This is a genomic window from Paraburkholderia sp. D1E (assembly GCF_052682275.1).
In genome coordinates this window covers 8681361-8698028 of sequence record NZ_JBQYMB010000001.1, presented here as the reverse complement: position 1 = coordinate 8698028, position 16668 = coordinate 8681361, and the positions used below count along the sequence as shown (strand labels likewise).

At 61.9% G+C, this 16668-nt stretch carries 14 protein-coding genes and 1 pseudogene; 6 read left to right on the top strand and 9 right to left on the bottom strand.

The window, feature by feature from the left end:
* Window positions 1-28: 28 nt before the first annotated feature.
* From ACUN0E_RS39120 to ACUN0E_RS39110, 3 genes are all read left to right on the top strand, one after another.
* Window positions 29-526, top strand: coding sequence for a hypothetical protein (locus ACUN0E_RS39120; protein ID WP_445569970.1), 498 nt, complete (start codon window positions 29-31; stop codon window positions 524-526).
* Window positions 527-693: 167 nt separating this feature from the next.
* Complete coding sequence (locus ACUN0E_RS39115; protein ID WP_445569969.1) at window positions 694-1026, top strand: hypothetical protein; 333 nt, start codon at window positions 694-696, stop codon at window positions 1024-1026.
* The gene (locus tag ACUN0E_RS39110) at window positions 1023-3248 is read left to right on the top strand and encodes an AAA family ATPase (protein WP_445569968.1); all 2226 of its coding nucleotides are present in this window, start codon (window positions 1023-1025) and stop codon (window positions 3246-3248) included. Before ACUN0E_RS39115 ends, ACUN0E_RS39110 begins: the two co-directional genes overlap by 4 nt.
* 423 nt (window positions 3249-3671) lie before the next feature.
* On the opposite strand, the pseudogene ACUN0E_RS39105 reads toward ACUN0E_RS39110, so the two are convergent.
* From ACUN0E_RS39105 to ACUN0E_RS39095, 3 genes and pseudogenes are all read right to left on the bottom strand, one after another.
* Window positions 3672-3914 (bottom strand): annotated as a pseudogene (locus tag ACUN0E_RS39105) (FMN-binding glutamate synthase family protein); the annotation flags it as partial.
* A 226-nt stretch (window positions 3915-4140) separates the two neighbouring features.
* Window positions 4141-5310, bottom strand: coding sequence for a tRNA 2-thiouridine(34) synthase MnmA (mnmA, locus tag ACUN0E_RS39100; RefSeq protein WP_445569967.1), 1170 nt, complete (start codon window positions 5308-5310; stop codon window positions 4141-4143).
* A gap of 116 nt (window positions 5311-5426) precedes the next feature.
* On the bottom strand, window positions 5427-5909 hold the full coding sequence (locus ACUN0E_RS39095; RefSeq protein WP_445569966.1) for an NUDIX hydrolase: 483 nt from the start codon (window positions 5907-5909) through the stop codon (window positions 5427-5429).
* A 324-nt stretch (window positions 5910-6233) separates the two neighbouring features.
* Here ACUN0E_RS39095 and ACUN0E_RS39090 point away from each other — a divergent pair, with 324 nt between their 5' ends.
* Genes ACUN0E_RS39090 through ACUN0E_RS39080 form a run of 3 tightly spaced genes read left to right on the top strand, consistent with a single transcriptional unit; the run spans window position 6234 to window position 9175 of the window.
* Window positions 6234-7376: a Re/Si-specific NAD(P)(+) transhydrogenase subunit alpha gene (locus ACUN0E_RS39090; protein ID WP_408238896.1), complete on the top strand. Its 1143-nt coding sequence runs from the start codon at window positions 6234-6236 to the stop codon at window positions 7374-7376.
* A gap of 12 nt (window positions 7377-7388) precedes the next feature.
* Window positions 7389-7721, top strand: a complete 333-nt coding sequence (locus tag ACUN0E_RS39085) for an NAD(P) transhydrogenase subunit alpha (protein ID WP_408333173.1) — start codon at window positions 7389-7391, stop codon at window positions 7719-7721.
* Entirely contained in the window at window positions 7721-9175 is a 1455-nt protein-coding gene (locus tag ACUN0E_RS39080) for an NAD(P)(+) transhydrogenase (Re/Si-specific) subunit beta (RefSeq protein ID WP_408238902.1), read from the top strand. The genes ACUN0E_RS39085 and ACUN0E_RS39080 overlap by 1 nt, the downstream gene beginning before the upstream one ends.
* Before the next feature lie 130 nt (window positions 9176-9305).
* Here ACUN0E_RS39080 and ACUN0E_RS39075 read toward each other — a convergent pair whose 3' ends face one another.
* The 6 genes from ACUN0E_RS39075 to tnpC form a co-directional block, all read right to left on the bottom strand.
* Complete coding sequence (locus tag ACUN0E_RS39075) at window positions 9306-10046, bottom strand: helix-turn-helix transcriptional regulator (protein ID WP_408238905.1); 741 nt, start codon at window positions 10044-10046, stop codon at window positions 9306-9308.
* Between the two features lie 66 nt (window positions 10047-10112).
* A complete protein-coding gene (locus tag ACUN0E_RS39070) occupies window positions 10113-10496 on the bottom strand; it encodes a VOC family protein (RefSeq protein ID WP_445569965.1) in 384 nt (127 codons plus the stop codon).
* Between the two features lie 225 nt (window positions 10497-10721).
* A complete protein-coding gene (locus tag ACUN0E_RS39065) occupies window positions 10722-12017 on the bottom strand; it encodes a THUMP domain-containing class I SAM-dependent RNA methyltransferase (RefSeq protein WP_445569964.1) in 1296 nt (431 codons plus the stop codon).
* 30 nt (window positions 12018-12047) lie between these two features.
* Complete coding sequence (locus ACUN0E_RS39060) at window positions 12048-14180, bottom strand: site-specific recombinase (RefSeq protein ID WP_445569963.1); 2133 nt, start codon at window positions 14178-14180, stop codon at window positions 12048-12050.
* A 501-nt stretch (window positions 14181-14681) separates the two neighbouring features.
* A complete protein-coding gene (locus ACUN0E_RS39055; RefSeq protein ID WP_445569962.1) occupies window positions 14682-14819 on the bottom strand; it encodes a hypothetical protein in 138 nt (45 codons plus the stop codon).
* Between the two features lie 269 nt (window positions 14820-15088).
* A complete protein-coding gene (tnpC, locus tag ACUN0E_RS39050; RefSeq protein ID WP_408341283.1) occupies window positions 15089-16507 on the bottom strand; it encodes an IS66 family transposase in 1419 nt (472 codons plus the stop codon).
* Between the last annotated feature and the right edge of the window lie 161 nt (window positions 16508-16668).

Genomic DNA, 16668 nt, shown 5'->3' with positions numbered 1-16668 from the left:
AACACGCTCTCCGGCTACGCGAGCACTTATGCAACAGAGCGCATCGGAGCGAGGAAAGGAGCGCTCCGCCGCGTTGGACAAGCACGTGCGTGAAGTGATGGCGACGATAGACGGAGAAATTGCAGCTAACAAGGGAATCTACCCGAACAACGGCGGGGCATTATCGGCAGCGGAGCTTGCGCGCCGAGCTGGGGTTCACGAAACGACCTTTTACAGCCCAGCGCAAAAAGAGAAATTGGGCAAGGATGTCAAGGAATGGGTAGAAAAGATTCAAGCTTCCCACATCGTTGGGAAAGGCCGTGTCCGACGAGCTCTGTCGGAACGGCTGGAGGACTGGGAGACTCTGTACCAAGGCCTCAAACAGTCGCATCGCGATACAGAACTTGAGCTACAGCAAACGGAAGCTGAACTCGCGGAGGCCAGGAAAGAGGTTGAGCGTATGCGCGACGAAAACGCAGGGTTGCGACAGTCACTTGCGCAATCCGGTCACAAGAAGATTGTGCCCCTCCCGAAGAAAAAGGACTGAACGTGGCACGACCTAGTGTAATACCTCAGGTTCGGCTTCGACTTGAGACATATCTCAACGAGCGGGAAGCCGAATATCTCGCGTTGCCTGAGATGAGCAGGCTCCCCACTCTTCCTGCGACGCCTGATGGCAAAGTCAATGTACGCGCTATCGCTCAGGCTATCGAATTGAAGCAAACGCAGGAGAAGTACCTTTACGAACGCGAGGAGTTAAGCCAGCTCATCAATCTTATGGCCGAGGGGCAGGGGTTGTTACCAATCGGCTCGCGACTTACGCAGGAAGCGGGCGACAAGGCTCTCAGGGAACGCATGGTGCGGCAGGCGAAGGCTGCCAAGGCATCGGAGCAAGCGGCCGTTGAAGCCCAGGCCGTTCAGGCTGAATTGCTTGAGAGACTGAAGGAGGCCGCAGCAGAAATCGAATCGCTTCGCGCGGAAAATCTACGTATGCGAGCGCAGGTGGATGCCATGCATGCTGGCCTCTTCGTGAGGGTCGAGGAGTGAACGAAAACATTGAATGCACCGTGGTCGTGGAACGCGTGCTCTCGCAGATGGAGAGCGGGTGCATCTTTACCGGTCGCCGTGAAAACGGAGATATCGTCCGTGTGAAGTTCAGTGGACGAGACACACAACCCTTGGTGGGTGATGCATTCGTCGTGCGAGGGCTACTCTCCACGTACCGAGACCGGTTCGGGAAGAACGTTCCGCAGGTAGACAGCAAGCGGATGAGGCGAACAGTCAGTCGGGGGCAACTTCTCGGACCATGGCTACAACGGTTGCCGAATATCGGCCCGGGCCGTGCCCAACGGCTCCTCGATAAGTTCGGCCACGAGTTGGTCGATGTACTTCGGGACGCAAGTCGCATGGCTGACGTTTCGGCTGCTATTGATACTGACAAGCCAGCTCTTGCGTCTCGAATCGCGGCACAGCTTTACGCCGCCATGGCTATAGACACCGGAGCAGGTAGCGTCAAACTCGCCGAAGTCGAATTCCTTACGTTCCTTGAGCGGTTGGGTATTCGCGAGTCTCGCATTGCGAGCCAACTGTGGCGTCTGATGGCGGGAACGGATGCGGTAGACCGATTGCATCGAAATCCGTACGTCGCAGCAAGCCTCATCGATTGGAAGGTGGCCGACCGCGTCGGTCAACGACTCTTGCGGTCCAGCGACACTCGCGCGGACCTCCATGAGCACCCTGCTCGTTTGGCCGGTGCGCTCAGCAGCGTCTGGCGAGAACTTCTTAACGATGGGGACACAGCCGCGACACCCGAGCGCGTGTTTAGCCTCCTTGAATCGCGAGCTGTCAATGCACATGCGGCTCTGCGTTACGCGGAAGACAACAGCCTTTTACGGCGCTCAGGCTCCTTGCTGAGAGTGCCTGGTGCGGCATGGCTGGAAGACCAGGTAACGAGTGCTCTTGGGGCCATGGAGCAGCGTGAGCCTGCCGTGTTTCTTCCTTCCCCGGAGGAGCTTGATTTGCTTGTGCTCGGGGCGGAAGCCACGGTCGGATTGGCGTTGACGGATGAACAGCATCGCGCTGTCGTGAGCTTGCTAACGATGCCTGTGGCCGCCTTGCAAGGTGGTGCAGGCGTCGGTAAGACGACTGTTATGAAAGTCCTGGCGACCGCATGGGAACACATTGGAGGCGAAGTAGTGATGGGCGCGTTGGCCGGCAAGGCTGCGCTGACTCTCTCCCGTGGTGCATCGTCGCACAACCAGCCTCGGTTGGCGTACACCATTGCCCGGCTCATAGGCATGCTCGAGCGGCAGCGTGAACAAGACTCTAATCGGGAAGCGAAGCGTCCCGCCACAGACATCGCGTTCACGGCGAGGACGTTGCTAGTGATTGATGAAGCAGGGATGATGGACACGCCGAGTTTGCGCAGAGTGCTTAGCTTGTTGCCAGCCGGAGCGCGAATTCTCTTTGCCGGCGACCAAGGACAGTTACCGCCAGTTGGTATCGGCAAGGTCTTCCATGACCTCGTAGCGGAGGGGAGCCGTGTTGCTCGGTTGACCAAGGTGCTTCGGCAGGCGGAGGACAGCGCAATTCCCACCATATCGGCGCTTGTGAGAGATGGCAGAGTTCCGGAACTTTCCAACTGGCACGGCGAGGCCCGGGGCGTCTATCTCGTGCCACCAGCTGACCTTGATTCAGTCCAGCTTCGGCTGCGAGGAAAATCTGAAATGATGTTGGTGGCGGCTACCCGAGCCACCGTCTCAGATATCAACGAAACCCAGTCATTGCGAGTTCGTCAGTTGACCACGCCGACGCGTCGACTGGGCCCGCTCGCGTCCGTTGCCGTCGGGGACCCCGTTGTAACAACCGCAAATCGTTACCAGGACGGTCTCTTCAACGGACTGCTTGGTGTCGTCACATCTATCGATGGCCCGACAGTCACTGTCCTGTGGGATGGTGAGACGGACGCCCGAGCTCTGCCTCGAGAGGCTGAGGGTGACATCGAACTGGCCTATGCCATCACGTGCCATAAAGCACAGGGCAGTTCAGCCCAAACAGTGCTGGTCGTGGTTGAACGTTCTGCGCTCGTTACACGCGAGTGGCTTTATACCGCGATTACGCGAGGGCGTGAGCTCGTCTTGCTGGTTGGCGACGATGAAGCTGTTGGACAGGCCATTCGCAGACGAACTTTGCGCACCACCGGCTTCTTGTTGCCACCGCCGCGAACAGCAACTGTTCGAGGACCCGCATGCATCGAAGGCATCGGATGATTTTAGACGGGTCAATGGTCAGGGCAACGCCCTGACCCCGCACGGAGGCCGCAGCGGAGCACAGGCCGGAGGCCGAGCACCGAACGGGCGAGTACGGGGCTTGCCATTGAGGCGTCTGAGGGAAGATAGGCTCCCCCTCGGGGTGGCCGGAGTCAGGGCCGCTAGGCCCTTACCCGGCTGCCTCGAGGGCTCAGCGGCCCGGCGGGAGCGCTCCCCTCGCCTCGGGCGAGGGGCGGGGGGGAGTGGCTGCTGTTGTCCTAACTTGGCCGTCGACTGGTTGACTGAAGCACGACGTGTATTAGATGGAATAGGTGGCCACCGCACCGTCAAACGTATTCCATCTATTGCTAGTAATATTAGATGGAATGGAAACGCTTATGCTGTGGGGTTTTGGGATACTCGTCTAATGTCGCGCCGGCTATAATCAACGAAATACTGGCGGATTTCCGGGCGGATGAATTCGAACAGGAAGCGGAAGTGGCCCCACAGCGGGTAGTTGCGCAGAATCGCGTGGCGTTCCTGTGTCAGGTCGAACAGGCCAAGCGCGACGAGCGCCACCGGCACGATGATCCAGAACCACGAAATGTGATGCGCCGCGGCGAGCGCCGCACAGACGGCGAGCAGAGCGACTGTGCACCACATCGCCAGATAACGTCGAGAAAACATGGGGACTCCAGTGCAGTGGGGATCGTCGCGGAGGGATCGTCGACGCTGTCGGCGCAGACGGAATCCGCCGCGAAGGGGAACGAACACCTGCTTGTTATGGTGAAGCTAGCTGCGCCTCGAAGATGAAACGCGTGGGTGAAGCGTGAAGTCTGAAGCTTGAAGATGGGGCATGAAAGTGAAGCGCGTGCGGCGCCGCCAAGGCGTTGCCGCACGATAAACTCATCGCTCAACGGGCGGTTAGCAGCGCTGCCTTTTGCGGCTGGCGCACCGTTGGTTGTCCGGTTACCGCGTGTTCGATGATGCCGCCGCCGAGACACACGTCGCCATCGTAGAGCACCGCAGATTGCCCTGGTGTGACAGCCCATTGGGCGGCGTCGAAGTTCAGTTCGAAAAGGCCTTCGTCGACACCTGTCTCACTGGCAGCCGCACTTGCAGCCGCACGGAACGTGCACGGTGCATCCGCTTGCCGGTAACGGGTTTTCGCGCCGCAGGCAAAACCGTCGGCTGGCGCTTCACCCGCCACCCAGCTCGTATTGCCCGCGCTCAACGTATGGCTCAGCAGCCACGGATGTTCGTGGCCTTGCGCGACGTACAGTGTGTTCGACGCAATATCCTTGCCGGCAACAAACCACGGCTCGCCGCTGCCGTCCTTGCTGCCGCCAAGGCCGATGCCCTTTCGTTGTCCAAACGTATAGAACGCGAGGCCGATGTGTTCGCCGACTACTTTGCCCTCGGTGGTTTTCATCGGACCGGGTTGGGTCGGCAGATAGCGGTTCAGGAAGTCGCGGAACGGCCGTTCGCCGATGAAGCAGATGCCGGTCGAATCTTTCTTCTTCGCATTCGGCAGCGCGATCTGTTCGGCGATCTCGCGGACTTTGGTTTTCGGAATCTCGCCCAAAGGAAATAGCGTCTTCGACAACTGCGCCTGGTTCAGCCGATGCAGAAAGTACGACTGGTCCTTCGTATGATCGAAGGCCTTCAGCAGTTCGAAGCGTCCGTTGTTCTCGCGCACGCGGGCATAGTGGCCGGTCGCGATGGTTTCCGCGCCCAGCGACATCGCGTGATCGAGGAAGGCCTTGAACTTGATTTCGGCGTTGCACAGCACGTCGGGATTCGGCGTGCGGCCGGCCGAGTATTCGCGCAGGAACTCGGCGAACACGCGGTCTTTGTATTCGGCGGCGAAGTTGACCGCTTCGACGTCGATGCCGATCAGGTCCGCGACCGAGACGACGTCGATCCAGTCCTGCCGCGTCGAGCAGTACTCGCTGTCGTCATCGTCTTCCCAGTTTTTCATGAACAGGCCGACCACGTCGTAGCCCTGTTCCTTCAGCAGCCACGCGGTAACCGACGAATCGACGCCGCCCGACATGCCTACTACGACTTTCTGCTTGCTCATAAGGTGCTCACTGGGTACTGCGTGACTTCATTGATCGTGGGTTGACCGTGTTGCCTGGTTGGCCGCTCGTGACGGATCAGGCCCGCTTATGACTGGTCAGGTCTGGCCAGGCCAGCTTACGTCTGCTTGCGTCCGACCGAATGCGTGTGCACGAAGTCGAGCGGGAAACGCCGTCCCGCGAGGTAATCGTCGAGACATTGCATGACGAGCGGCGTGCGATGCCGTTCGGGGCAGGCGCGCAACTCGTCGGCGCTCATCCACAGCGCACGGACGATGTCGGGGTCGAGCGCGCGCTTAGCGTCCGCTTCGCCGTTCGTGCCGCAATAGGTGAAGCGCAAATACGTCACGCCCTCACTGCCGGGCCGCTCGAAATGCGTCATATACATGCCGACCAGCGCCTCGGGCGTGAACGGATGCGCGGTTTCCTCGAGCGTTTCGCGGATGACCGCTTCCAGAAGCGTTTCTCCCGCCTCCAGATGGCCGGCGGGCTGATTCAGGCGCAGGCCTTCGGCGGTATGTTCCTCGACTACGAGAAAACGCCCGTCGCGCTCTATGATGGCCGCAACGGTGACGTGCGGCAGCCAGGATTCCGGTTTCATGGGTGCGCATTTTACCGTTTATGGGCCTGGGCTGCCGGGAAGCGGGCGGCAGCGGGTATGGACTGGCAGGGCCGCCCGGCCTTGACGGGCGGCTACCGAGGCTGCGGCGGGCACTGACCGGCCCGATAAGCAGGCAACGCACGCGCGGCGCCCACGGTCTGCATCCTGCAAGGCGCCCTTGCTGGGCCACGACCCCCGGATTGTCCCCGATTTCGGCGCACCCCCAGGTTTCGGTTAAAGTGACGCGGTTAGCCGTTGCACTTGCAAGCCGGCGTGCCTCGTCGGCGCATCTGTCGTAAAACAGGAAGTCGAGGAGGAACAACGATGCACATCGGAGTGCCAGCCGAGACGCGCGCGCACGAAACCCGCGTCGCCGCGACGCCCGAAACGGTCAGGAAGTACGTGACCCAGGGCCACCGGGTCACGATCCAGAGCGGCGCCGGCACCGGCGCGAGCTTCCCTGACGATGCCTTTACAGCGGCCGGCGCGGAAATCGTCGACGCGGCCACTGCTTTTGGCGCCGATCTCGTCCTTAAAGTCCAGTCCCCGACCGATGCCGAACTCCCGCTGCTCAAGCGCGGCGCGACGCTGGTCGGCATGCTCGATCCTTTTAATACCGAAAACTCATCAAAGCTCGCGGCAGCCGGCGTTACCGCGTTCGCTTTAGAGGCCGCGCCGCGCACCACGCGTGCGCAGAGCCTCGACGTCTTGAGCTCGCAGGCGAACATCGCCGGCTACAAGGCGGTGCTGCTGGCGGCGACGCTTTATCCGCGTTTCATGCCGATGCTGATGACGGCGGCCGGCACCGTGAAAGCGGCCCGTGTGCTGATTCTCGGCGCGGGCGTGGCTGGTTTGCAGGCCATCGCGACCGCCAAGCGCCTGGGCGCCGTGATCGAAGCGTCCGACGTGCGTCCGGCGGTCAAGGAGCAGATCGAATCGCTCGGCGCCAAGTTTCTCGATGTCCCGTACGAAACCGACGAGGAGCGCGAAGCCGCGCAGGGCGTCGGCGGCTATGCGCGGCCGATGCCGCCTTCGTGGCTGACACGTCAGTCGGCACTGGTCCACGAGCGGGCGAAACAGGCGGATATCGTCATCTCCACCGCGTTGATTCCCGGCCGCGCCGCGCCGACGCTGATCTCGGTCGAAACCGTGCAGGCGATGAAACCCGGCTCCGTGCTGGTGGACCTCGCCGCAGGACGCGGCGCCGAATACGAAGGCCGGCGCGGTGGCAACTGCCCGTTGACCGAAGCGGACCAGGTCGTTACCCGAAACGGCGTGCAGATCGTCGGCTATACGAATCTGGCCTCGATGGTGCCCGCCGACGCGTCGTCCTTGTACGCACGCAACCTGCTCGACTTCCTCAAGCTGATCATCACCAAGGAAGGCGCCCTGAACATCGATCTCGCGGACGACATCGTCGCGGCCACGCTGCTGGCCCGTGACGGCGAAGTCGCCCGCAAGGCATAGAGGAGAACGGCGATGGAAGTCATCAACCACACCGTCATCAATCTGATCATCTTCGTGCTGGCGATCTATGTCGGCTACCACGTCGTCTGGAACGTCACGCCCGCGCTGCACACGCCGCTGATGGCCGTGACCAACGCGATTTCGGCGATCGTGATCGTCGGCGCGATGCTGGCCGCGGGTCTCACCGTGGGCGACACCGGCAAGTTCTTCGGCACGCTGGCCGTCGCGCTCGCGGCGGTGAACGTGTTCGGCGGATTCCTTGTGACAAGGCGAATGCTGGAGATGTTCAGGAAGAAAGAGCCGAAGAAGCTTATCGCTGATAAGACGACCAGGGAGAACGCGTAATGAGTCTGAATGTTGTCACGCTGCTTTATCTGGTCGCGTCGGTCTGCTTCATTCAGGCGCTCAAAGGGCTGTCGAATCCGAAGACGGCGCGCATCGGCAACACCTTCGGCATGGCCGGGATGGCGATCGCGATCCTCACCACCATCGCGTTGATCGTCAAACAGGCTAATGCGCTCGGCTCGAATCTTGGGTTGGGGCTCGGCCTGCTGCTGGTCGCGCTGGTGATCGGCGGCGCGATCGGCGCGTTCGTCGCGGCGCGCGTCGAGATGACCAAGATGCCTGAACTGGTCGCGGCGATGCACTCGCTGATCGGTCTTGCCGCCGTGTGCATTGCGTATGCGGTGGTGTCGGAGCCGTCCGCGTTCGGCCTGGTCGACCCGGAGAATGCGATTCCGGGCTTCCTGCCGTACGGTAATCGCGTCGAGTTGTTCATCGGCACGTTCGTCGGTGCGATTACGTTCTCCGGTTCAGTGATTGCGTTCGGCAAGCTGTCGGGCAAGTACAAGTTCCGGCTCTTCCAGGGCGCACCGGTCGTTTATGCAGGACAGCACCTGATCAACCTGTTCCTCGCGCTCGGGATGCTCGGCTTCGGCGTGATCTTCTTTCTCACGCAATCGTGGCTGCCGTTCATCATCATGACGCTGATCGCGTTCGTGCTCGGTGTGCTGATCATCATTCCGATCGGTGGCGCGGATATGCCGGTGGTCGTGTCGATGCTCAACTCGTATTCGGGCTGGGCGGCGGCGGGGATCGGCTTCTCGCTGAACAATCCGATGCTGATCATCGCGGGCTCGCTGGTGGGTTCGTCCGGTGCGATCCTGTCGTACATCATGTGCCGCGCGATGAACCGGTCGTTCTTCAACGTGATTCTCGGCGGCTTTGGTAATGAGGCGGGCGCGGCGGCAGCGGGTGGGTCGGCGGAGCAACGTCCAGTGAAATCCGGTTCCGCCGACGATGCGGCGTTCATGCTCGGCAATGCCGAAACCGTGGTGATCGTGCCGGGATACGGTCTGGCCGTCGCGCGTGCGCAACATGCTTTGAAAGAGCTGACCGACAAGCTGGTCGAGAAGGGCATCGAGGTAAAGTACGCGATTCACCCAGTGGCCGGGCGGATGCCGGGGCACATGAACGTGCTGCTCGCCGAAGCCGAAGTGCCCTACGACATGGTCTACGAAATGGACGACATCAACGGCGAGTTCGGTCAGGTCGACGTGGTGCTGGTGCTCGGTGCGAACGACGTGGTGAATCCGGCGGCGAAGAACGATCCGAAGTCGCCGATCGCGGGCATGCCGATCATCGAGGCGTATAAGGCACGTACGGTCATCGTGAATAAACGTTCGATGGCCGCGGGTTATGCCGGTCTCGACAACGATCTGTTCTACATGGACAAGACGATGATGGTGTTCGGCGATGCGAAGAAGGTGATCGAGGACATGGTGAAGGCAGTGGAGTAACGTACCTCGGCGGTTCGCGGCTTGCCTTGCGGCGGGCGGTGAACCGTCGGTCACGATCCCGCCACCGGCACGTGAGGTCGAGTGTCAAATCCTGGACGTGCGGACGCGTCTCACAGCCGCATCCGCATCTTTACCGCGACTTCGCATTCACGTGCCGCAGCAAGTCCGCCAGCCGTTTGCCTTCCTGATCCGGATACGGTTCGAGCGCGTGAAGATTCTGGATTTTTTCCAGCCCGAAATTGCGGAAATCGCCTCGCAATTCGCACCACGCGCCGAGCGTCCAGCGCGCGCCCCAATAAGCCAGTGCCAGCGGCCACACGCGCCGCTCGGTCGCCGCGCCGTTCGCATCGGTATAGGCAAAGCTCACCACCTGACGTGCATCGATCGCCCGATGCAGCGCGTCCACCTTCGCCGAAAAATCTGCCTTGATGTGAAACGACGGCGCGAAGATTGCCAGACGTTCGAGCGTTGCGCGTTTGTCGGCGGGCATTGCCGAGGCGATCTTCGCCAGCGCCCCGCGCGCGCCGCTCGCGAAGCCGGCGCCGCCCCACGATTCGAGCATCCGCGCGCCCGCTGCGAGCGCGGCCAGTTCATCGGCGGTGAAGGTAAGCGGCGGCAGGCTCGCCGAGCGACTCAACCGATAGCCGATGCCCGCTTCGCCTTCGATTGGCACGCCTGATAGTTGGAGATCGCGCACGTCGCGATAGACGGTGCGCAGCGAGATATTCAGCCAGTCGGCGAGTTGTTGCGCGGTGGTCAGACGCCGTCCGCGTAACAGTTCGGCGATCTGGAACAGGCGGTCGGCGCGGCGCGTCATCGTGGGCGTCTTGTAAAAAAGGACGGGGACAGTCCCGCGATGATAGCGCCGCATGCCGCGCTCCGGTCGGTGTTCCGCGCGATGCCGGCCGGCCGCCGCGCTTGTGTGCCGTGTCGCGAGTTAGCCGTTGGTCCGCGAATGCAGGCCGAGGCGGTTGCCTTCCGTGTCGGTGAAGAACGCGATATAGCCGATGTCCTGCGGCAGCTTGATCACCGGACCATCGGTCTTGCCGCCGGCCTGCTCGACGCGGGCGAGCACGGCGTCCACGTTGGGTTGCGCGTTCAGATAGACGAGCACGCCGTCGTTGGTCAGCTTCGTCGACGGGCTATGGACGATTGCGCCGCCGGTGGCCGGTTCTTCGTAGCCGAAGATAGCGATCGGCTGGCCGCCGACTTCCTGGCGATTCAGTTTGACGTCGAGGGCGGTTTCGTAAAAATGGACAGCGCGCTCGAAATCGACGGACGGTATCTCGAACCATGCGACAACTTTGGATGATGCGGACATGACACTCTCCTGTGGATGGCGGTAAGCCGTGCAAAGCGCCGGATGGCGTGAGAAGGAGTGTGCGTGGGGGCTGCTGACAGCGTAGTGTCAGTAGGGGTTGCCGGAGGTGGAAAAAGGATGTGGCGGAGGATCAGTGCGCTCGGGCGCCGGCCGACTACCGAGGTACCGGCGAAAAAAAGCCGCGGACCTGGATCCGCGGCTTTTTCGATGCTGCTTTGCGCCGGCTTAAGCTGCTGGCGTGTCGTTGTTCTGCGGCCGCTGACGAACGCTGCCCGCGATCAGGTCGAAGCGGAACAGCCGGCATTCGAGCGCGCCGTTGAAGAGCGGCGTCTTGGTCGATTCGCGCAGACGCAGCTGGCCCGGCAGCTTGCGATCCGATGTCAGGATGAACGCGTGCCAGCCGGTAAAGCGCTGCTTCAGCGCATCGCCGAGCGACTGGAAAAATTCGCTGTCCGGTGCCTCTTCCTGAGCCCGGTGGAAGCTTTCGTCGTCGCGGCCTTCACGCGTGGCCCGGCCTTCGCGGATTTCACCCCGCGCATTGCGGCCGCGCACTTCGATCCGCTCGCCATACGGCGGGTTGGCGACGAGGATGCCCGCATCCGACGATGGCGCTGTCATTCCGCGTGCATCGACCTGCTTGAGCGGAATCGATGGCAGGCCGGCCCGCTGGAAGTTCGCACGCGCCTTGTCGAGCATGTCGCCGGAAATATCGCTGCCGAATATCTGCAGATCGGCGCGCGAATTGCGCGCGGCGTGTTTCGCGTCGAGCGCGGCGGCCTTTAGTGTTTGCCAGGTCTTGGCGTCGTATTGCTTGAGATTCTCGAAGCCGAAGCGGCGCTCCGCGCCTGGCGCGATATTCAACGCCACTTGTGCAGCTTCCGCGAGGAAGGTGCCGCTGCCGCACATCGGGTCGTATAGCGGCATGCCGGCGGTCCAGCCGGTCAAACGCAGGATGCCCGCCGCGAGATTCTCGCGCAGCGGTGCCGCGCCCTTGTCCATGCGCCAGCCGCGCTTGAAGAGCGGATCGCCGGAGGTGTCCAGATAGAGCGTGCACTCGGTGGCGGTGAGGAACGCGAACACGCGCACGTCGGGCATGGCGGTGTCGATGTTCGGACGCGCGCCGCTGACTTCACGCAGACGGTCGCAGATCGCGTCCTTGACCCGCAGCGTCGTGAATTCGAGGCTGCGCAGCGGCGATTTGATCGCGGTGACATCCACGCGCAGCGTTTCGTTCGCCGAGAACCACTGCTCCCAACGTTGTTCGACCGCGAGCGCATAGACGTCCTGTTCGCTGCGATACGGCCGATGCGCGATTTTCAGCAGCACGCGGCTCGCGAGGCGCGAGTGCAGATTGGCGGCCATGCCGGCGGCCCAGCCTCCACGGAAATGTACGCCGCCGGGCACTTGCGCGCCGGCCGTGAACGGCGCGCCGTTCAGGTGCTTCGCGGCAATTTCGGCGAGCTCGGTGGCGAGCGAGGCTTCAAGACCGCGCGGACAGGGAAGGAAGAAATCGAAGGACATTGAGGTTGCCGGAAGGCGTTAGATAAGGCGCTATTGTACGCGGTCGGGGTGCGGGGCCGCTTTGGCCGGCCATACCAGCTCCAGCGGATGCCGGAATACCCGTTGCCAGATCGCGCCACGCAGCGAGCGCACTGCATTGCGCCGCAAATCGCGCGATTTCACCGCCATGTAGAAGGCGAGCGCGAAACTCACGGCCACGTTGAGGATCGCCATGCTGCCGACGCCCGCGACCGCCCACCACAGCTCCGGCAATTTCAACGCGTCCATGCCGAGCACGCCGATCGCCACGCCGATCGAGCCGGCGCTGAGCGTCACGTGACGCACCTCGAACGTGAAGGCGAAGGCGGTGAGGATCGCCGGCACGAGCCCGAGCATCAGGCCGAGCGTGATATTGCCCACGACGCCTGCCACATTCGAGCGGCAAAACGCGGCGAGCCGGGCGGCACCGGCCGCGCCGAGCGTCATGCGCAGGCGCCGGTTATAGGCGAGCGCGTCCGCCACACGATGCAGGACGAACCAGTTGTCCGCCCAACCTGACAACAAACTCGACGACCACAGCAGCACGCCGGTCAGCGCGGCATAGAACGGCGTCGGTCCCATCAACGAGAACGAGTGCAGTGTGGCGTGCGCCTTCTCCGGCGAAATGATGTTGGCGTTGAACAGCGCATGCCACAACAATTGCACGCCGAAACACACGGGAAACACCAGCAGAACGTTGCCGAGCACGGCGGCTGCCTGCGTGCGCATTAATGCGGTCACCGAACTCACGAAGCTGTCGACGCCCGCCGGCGTGCCGACGCCGTCCAATTCGCGGGCGAGCGTGGGCGCCGTCATTGCCGGTTGTTTGGTGGCGAGAGAAAAGTGCAGGAAATGTATGAGCAGGAAGCTGGCTGCGTAGTTGATGCCGGCGAGCACGCCTTCGAACATCGACTGCAGATGCACGCCGGTGATGGCGAATTTCACGCATACCGTGACGACGGTAACGAGCCCGCCGCCGGCCGCCATGCGCATCATCTTCAGGTATTCGGCGCGATCGCGCGCGATGTAGTGCTCGCCGGTGTCCGCGCTGTATTCGACGACTTTGCGCGCCAGCAACGAGAAATTGCTGCGCACGAGGTGCGCGACGCTTTGGCTCGCGTGATTGGCGTTTACCAGTTCGGCGGTGAGACGCGCGCCGGCGTGCGGATCGTCCTGCGCCATCCAGGCGTTCAGCAGGTGCTCAGCGCGCACGATGCGCATCCGCATCCGTTCGACCTGGAACACGATATCGACACTGACGCCGTTGCGGTAGAGATGGGCGAAGACGTTGTCGGTGGCGCTGCGACATTCGTCGAGCAGCGCGCGCAGATAGTTGACCTCATGCAGCAGCTTGTCTTGCGGGGCACCTGCACTGACTGCCTGGTGGGCCGCTTCGACGGCGAGCATGGCGCGCGTGAGGCGGTAGAACGGCTGCTTTTCCATGGCGACGCGTACATCGCTGGCATCACGGATGTCGACTTCGCCGAGACGGCTGCGGACGGTTTGCGACAGACCGGTTGAACTGATCTGGCAGGTGAGGTTGTGCAGAGCGGCCAGCAGGTCGAGCGAGAACGGGGTGGCGTCGCGTTGTTCGTTCTCGTCCTGTTCGTAGTCGAAGAGGGCCCGGATGCGGGTGAGCAGATCGGTTGGCAGATTGGCGATCCATTCGGCATCGCGATCCTGGCTGAACATCAGTGTGGTGATCGCTCGTAGATCGCGCCGGTTCGGCGCGGGCGGAATCAGCGAGGCTTCGAGCCGCTCGAAGAGTGCGCCGAAGAAGCCTGAGTGCACGGGCATGCCCGCATCGCAGAGAAGTGAGAGGCCGTCGCTTTCGCGGAGCAGCGCGCGGAGAATGCCGGCGACGTTGGCCTTCCAGGTAGGGTTACGGTCCAGCACGTGGAGGAGATAGCGAATTCTTGTGTGCGCTGGAGTTGAGCGTGATGGGTTGTCTTCGACGGTGTTTTCGAGCTGTCCGGGTTGGACTGCGCGGCCGCGGCGGATCCAGTGGGTGAGTTCGATCAGCCACTCACTGCGGTCTGGATAGGGGGCGGTTTTATCGGCGATTGCCAGCAGCGCGTCTAGTTGGTGGCCGCTGTCGCGGGAAGCGCGCCATTTTTTTATGAATCTTTTGATTGAGGTGAGCATTTGGTTTTTTACCCTACGGGGGGCTGCCTGCGGCGCTTGGGGTTTGGTTAGGTGGAAGGATATGGCATGTGGTTTTTGTGCTGGTTAATGTTTTGCATTATTTTGCTTTTTTTGCCTTTGCGGCGCTTTGTCTGTTTGCTTATGGTGTTGGCCTTTCCTTGAATTGTTAGTGGTCTATTAGCGTTCGCCCCTGTGCGGGGCGGCACTTACTTTCTTTGCCGCCGCAAAGAAAGATAAGCAAAGAAAGCGGCTTACACCGCTAATTCTTAAGCGGGTCCCCCGCACAGTTGCGGTAGTGGTGCATCTGGAATCCGCGCTCCCGCACCTTCAGCCGTAGTGACAAAGCGCTCATCAGCTCCCACTCCGCACTGCGTGCGTCGCGGATGGGTATGCCTGGGAAACCAGTGGCTTCGTTTGGGTGCGTTGGGGGCCATCGGCTTCGCCTCGGCGAAGCGCATCCGCAGTCATGCGCGAACCCTCACTTCAAATGAAATGTCGCACTCACAGCCACAGCCACAGCCACAGCCACAGCCACAGCCACAGCCACAGCCACAGCCACAGCCACAGCCACAGCCACAGCCACAGCCACAGCCACAGCCACAGCCACAGCCACAGCCACAGCCACAGCCACAGCCACACGGCTACGACTGGAGTTGGAACCGCAGTGGCGAAGCAATGACGAGTGACGATACTGGGTAGAACGTGAGAGCCCAGACGTAGAGGGCGGTTTTGAGAAGTGCGCTTCGGCGTGCGCAGCGTCGCCGGAAGTATGACTGCCTTGTCACTAAGGCCGAATGTGCGAGGGCACGGATTCCAGATGTACCACTACCGCGACTGTGCGGGGGGCCCGCTTAAGAATTAGCGGGGTGAGCCGCTTTCTTTGCTTATCTTTCTTTGCGGCGGCGTAACTATTCAGCGGCAGTCAGAGGCGAAACGACGAATCCGGCAAAGCTCAACGCCAGCGCATTGATCAGCGAACGGTTCTGTTTGCGCAGAGTGGCCAGGTAGGAGCGGATCGTACAGAACGCCTGCATGCCCGATTCCGAGCGGAAACAGCCGGAGATTTTCTGTTTGAGCTTGGGCATGCGGATATCGCGTTCGGCCTGGTTATTGTCGAACGGCACCCGGTGATCGGCAATGAAGCGCCACACCTCGGTCGCCTGCAGATGCAGCCGCCGGACCAGATTGCAGGTAAAGCTTTGTCTGATCCTGCCGCGCAACTCCACGCGTTCAGGCGCGCGAGCCTGTGTCGGATTAAGCTTGCGCGCCTGGGCGATCAGGGCCCGAGCGCGTCGCCTGTAATAGCGTTGCCGCGATGGATCCAGCGCCGTGTTGCCGCAGGCCGCGCTGCGGTCGACCTCGCGTTTGGCCTGGCAAAGCAGATTGATCATCTGCTGGGCCCAGGGTTGTTGCGTCGACTCCGCGACGAACACCAGTTCGCGCAGATGATGAGCGTTGCACAGCGCATGTTCGCACTCATAGGCAGCGTATGGCCTCCAGCCGTCGTGTACCGCGACGCCCTTAAAACCGGGAAGGATGCCGAAGCTGTCGAGCGCCTCGCGACCGCGCTTGCGATGGGCGCCATACCAACTCAACGTACGGGTCGAGGCAAGATGCAGCCAGTAGGGCATACGACTGACGCGCATGCAGCTCTCATCGAAATGCACCACGGGCTGCTCGCGTAACGCCTCGTTGATCTGCCTGACTGCCGGCGCCAGCAGGCGGGCAGCCTCATCGATGCTCTGCTGCACCGTGCCCGTACTCACGCGCAGACCGAACAGATCTCCCAGTGCCTGAACCGTACGCGCCACCGGCAACTGCTGGTACTGCGTCAGATAGACGGCCGCCGCCCGGATCTGGGGACCGTACTGCACCGCCTGGCTCACGCCCTCGGGAAACATCCCCGAATGGCGCTTGCCGCAGGCGCACTGCGCGACCTGGACGCGATGCTCGGTCACCTCGAAACGCGTGGGCGGCAGATCGATCACCTGACGGCCTTCGGGTAAGACGGTGATGCGGGCGGATTCGATCTGCTGGCCGCATGCATCGCACACCGGCGCCACCGGATGAATCTTGATGTGATCAGGCTGAGCCACGCGTTTGAGCGTCTTGCCCTTGTGCCCGGGTTGCGCGCCGGGCCTGGCGCCGCTCGTGCCACGCAATGACTTCGGTTTGCGCCGCGGCCCATCGCCTGACGGCGGCTTGCTGGAGTTATGGCTGTCCTTCTCAAGCTTTGCCTCAAGCTCGTTCAGACGCCTCACCAGATCAACGATGAGTGCGTCCTTCTGCTCCGGTGTCAGGTCCTTGATGTCAGGCATCTTCGTCATGTCCTTCACTATGCACAGCCTGGTAGCAGTTTACAAGCGCTGAATAGTTACGCGGCGGCAAAGAAAGTAAGTGCCGCCCCGCACAGGGGCGAACGCTAATAGACCAATAACAATTCAAGGAAAGGCCAACACCATAAGCAAACAGACAAAGCGCCGCAAAG

What these genes read in the sequence shown, in the direction of transcription:
- ACUN0E_RS39120 (WP_445569970.1), top strand. Translation starts at nt 29, where the DNA reads ATGCAACAGAGCGCATCGGAGCGAGGAAAGGAGCGCTCCGCCGCGTTG.
- mnmA (WP_445569967.1), bottom strand. Translation starts at nt 5,310, where the DNA reads ATGAGCAAGCAGAAAGTCGTAGTAGGCATGTCGGGCGGCGTCGATTCG.
- ACUN0E_RS39095 (WP_445569966.1), bottom strand. Translation starts at nt 5,909, where the DNA reads ATGAAACCGGAATCCTGGCTGCCGCACGTCACCGTTGCGGCCATCATA.
- ACUN0E_RS39090 (WP_408238896.1), top strand. Translation starts at nt 6,234, where the DNA reads ATGCACATCGGAGTGCCAGCCGAGACGCGCGCGCACGAAACCCGCGTC.
- ACUN0E_RS39085 (WP_408333173.1), top strand. Translation starts at nt 7,389, where the DNA reads ATGGAAGTCATCAACCACACCGTCATCAATCTGATCATCTTCGTGCTG.
- ACUN0E_RS39080 (WP_408238902.1), top strand. Translation starts at nt 7,721, where the DNA reads ATGAGTCTGAATGTTGTCACGCTGCTTTATCTGGTCGCGTCGGTCTGC.
- ACUN0E_RS39075 (WP_408238905.1), bottom strand. Translation starts at nt 10,046, where the DNA reads ATGCGGCGCTATCATCGCGGGACTGTCCCCGTCCTTTTTTACAAGACG.
- ACUN0E_RS39070 (WP_445569965.1), bottom strand. Translation starts at nt 10,496, where the DNA reads ATGTCCGCATCATCCAAAGTTGTCGCATGGTTCGAGATACCGTCCGTC.
- ACUN0E_RS39065 (WP_445569964.1), bottom strand. Translation starts at nt 12,017, where the DNA reads ATGTCCTTCGATTTCTTCCTTCCCTGTCCGCGCGGTCTTGAAGCCTCG.
- ACUN0E_RS39060 (WP_445569963.1), bottom strand. Translation starts at nt 14,180, where the DNA reads ATGCTCACCTCAATCAAAAGATTCATAAAAAAATGGCGCGCTTCCCGC.
- tnpC (WP_408341283.1), bottom strand. Translation starts at nt 16,507, where the DNA reads ATGACGAAGATGCCTGACATCAAGGACCTGACACCGGAGCAGAAGGAC.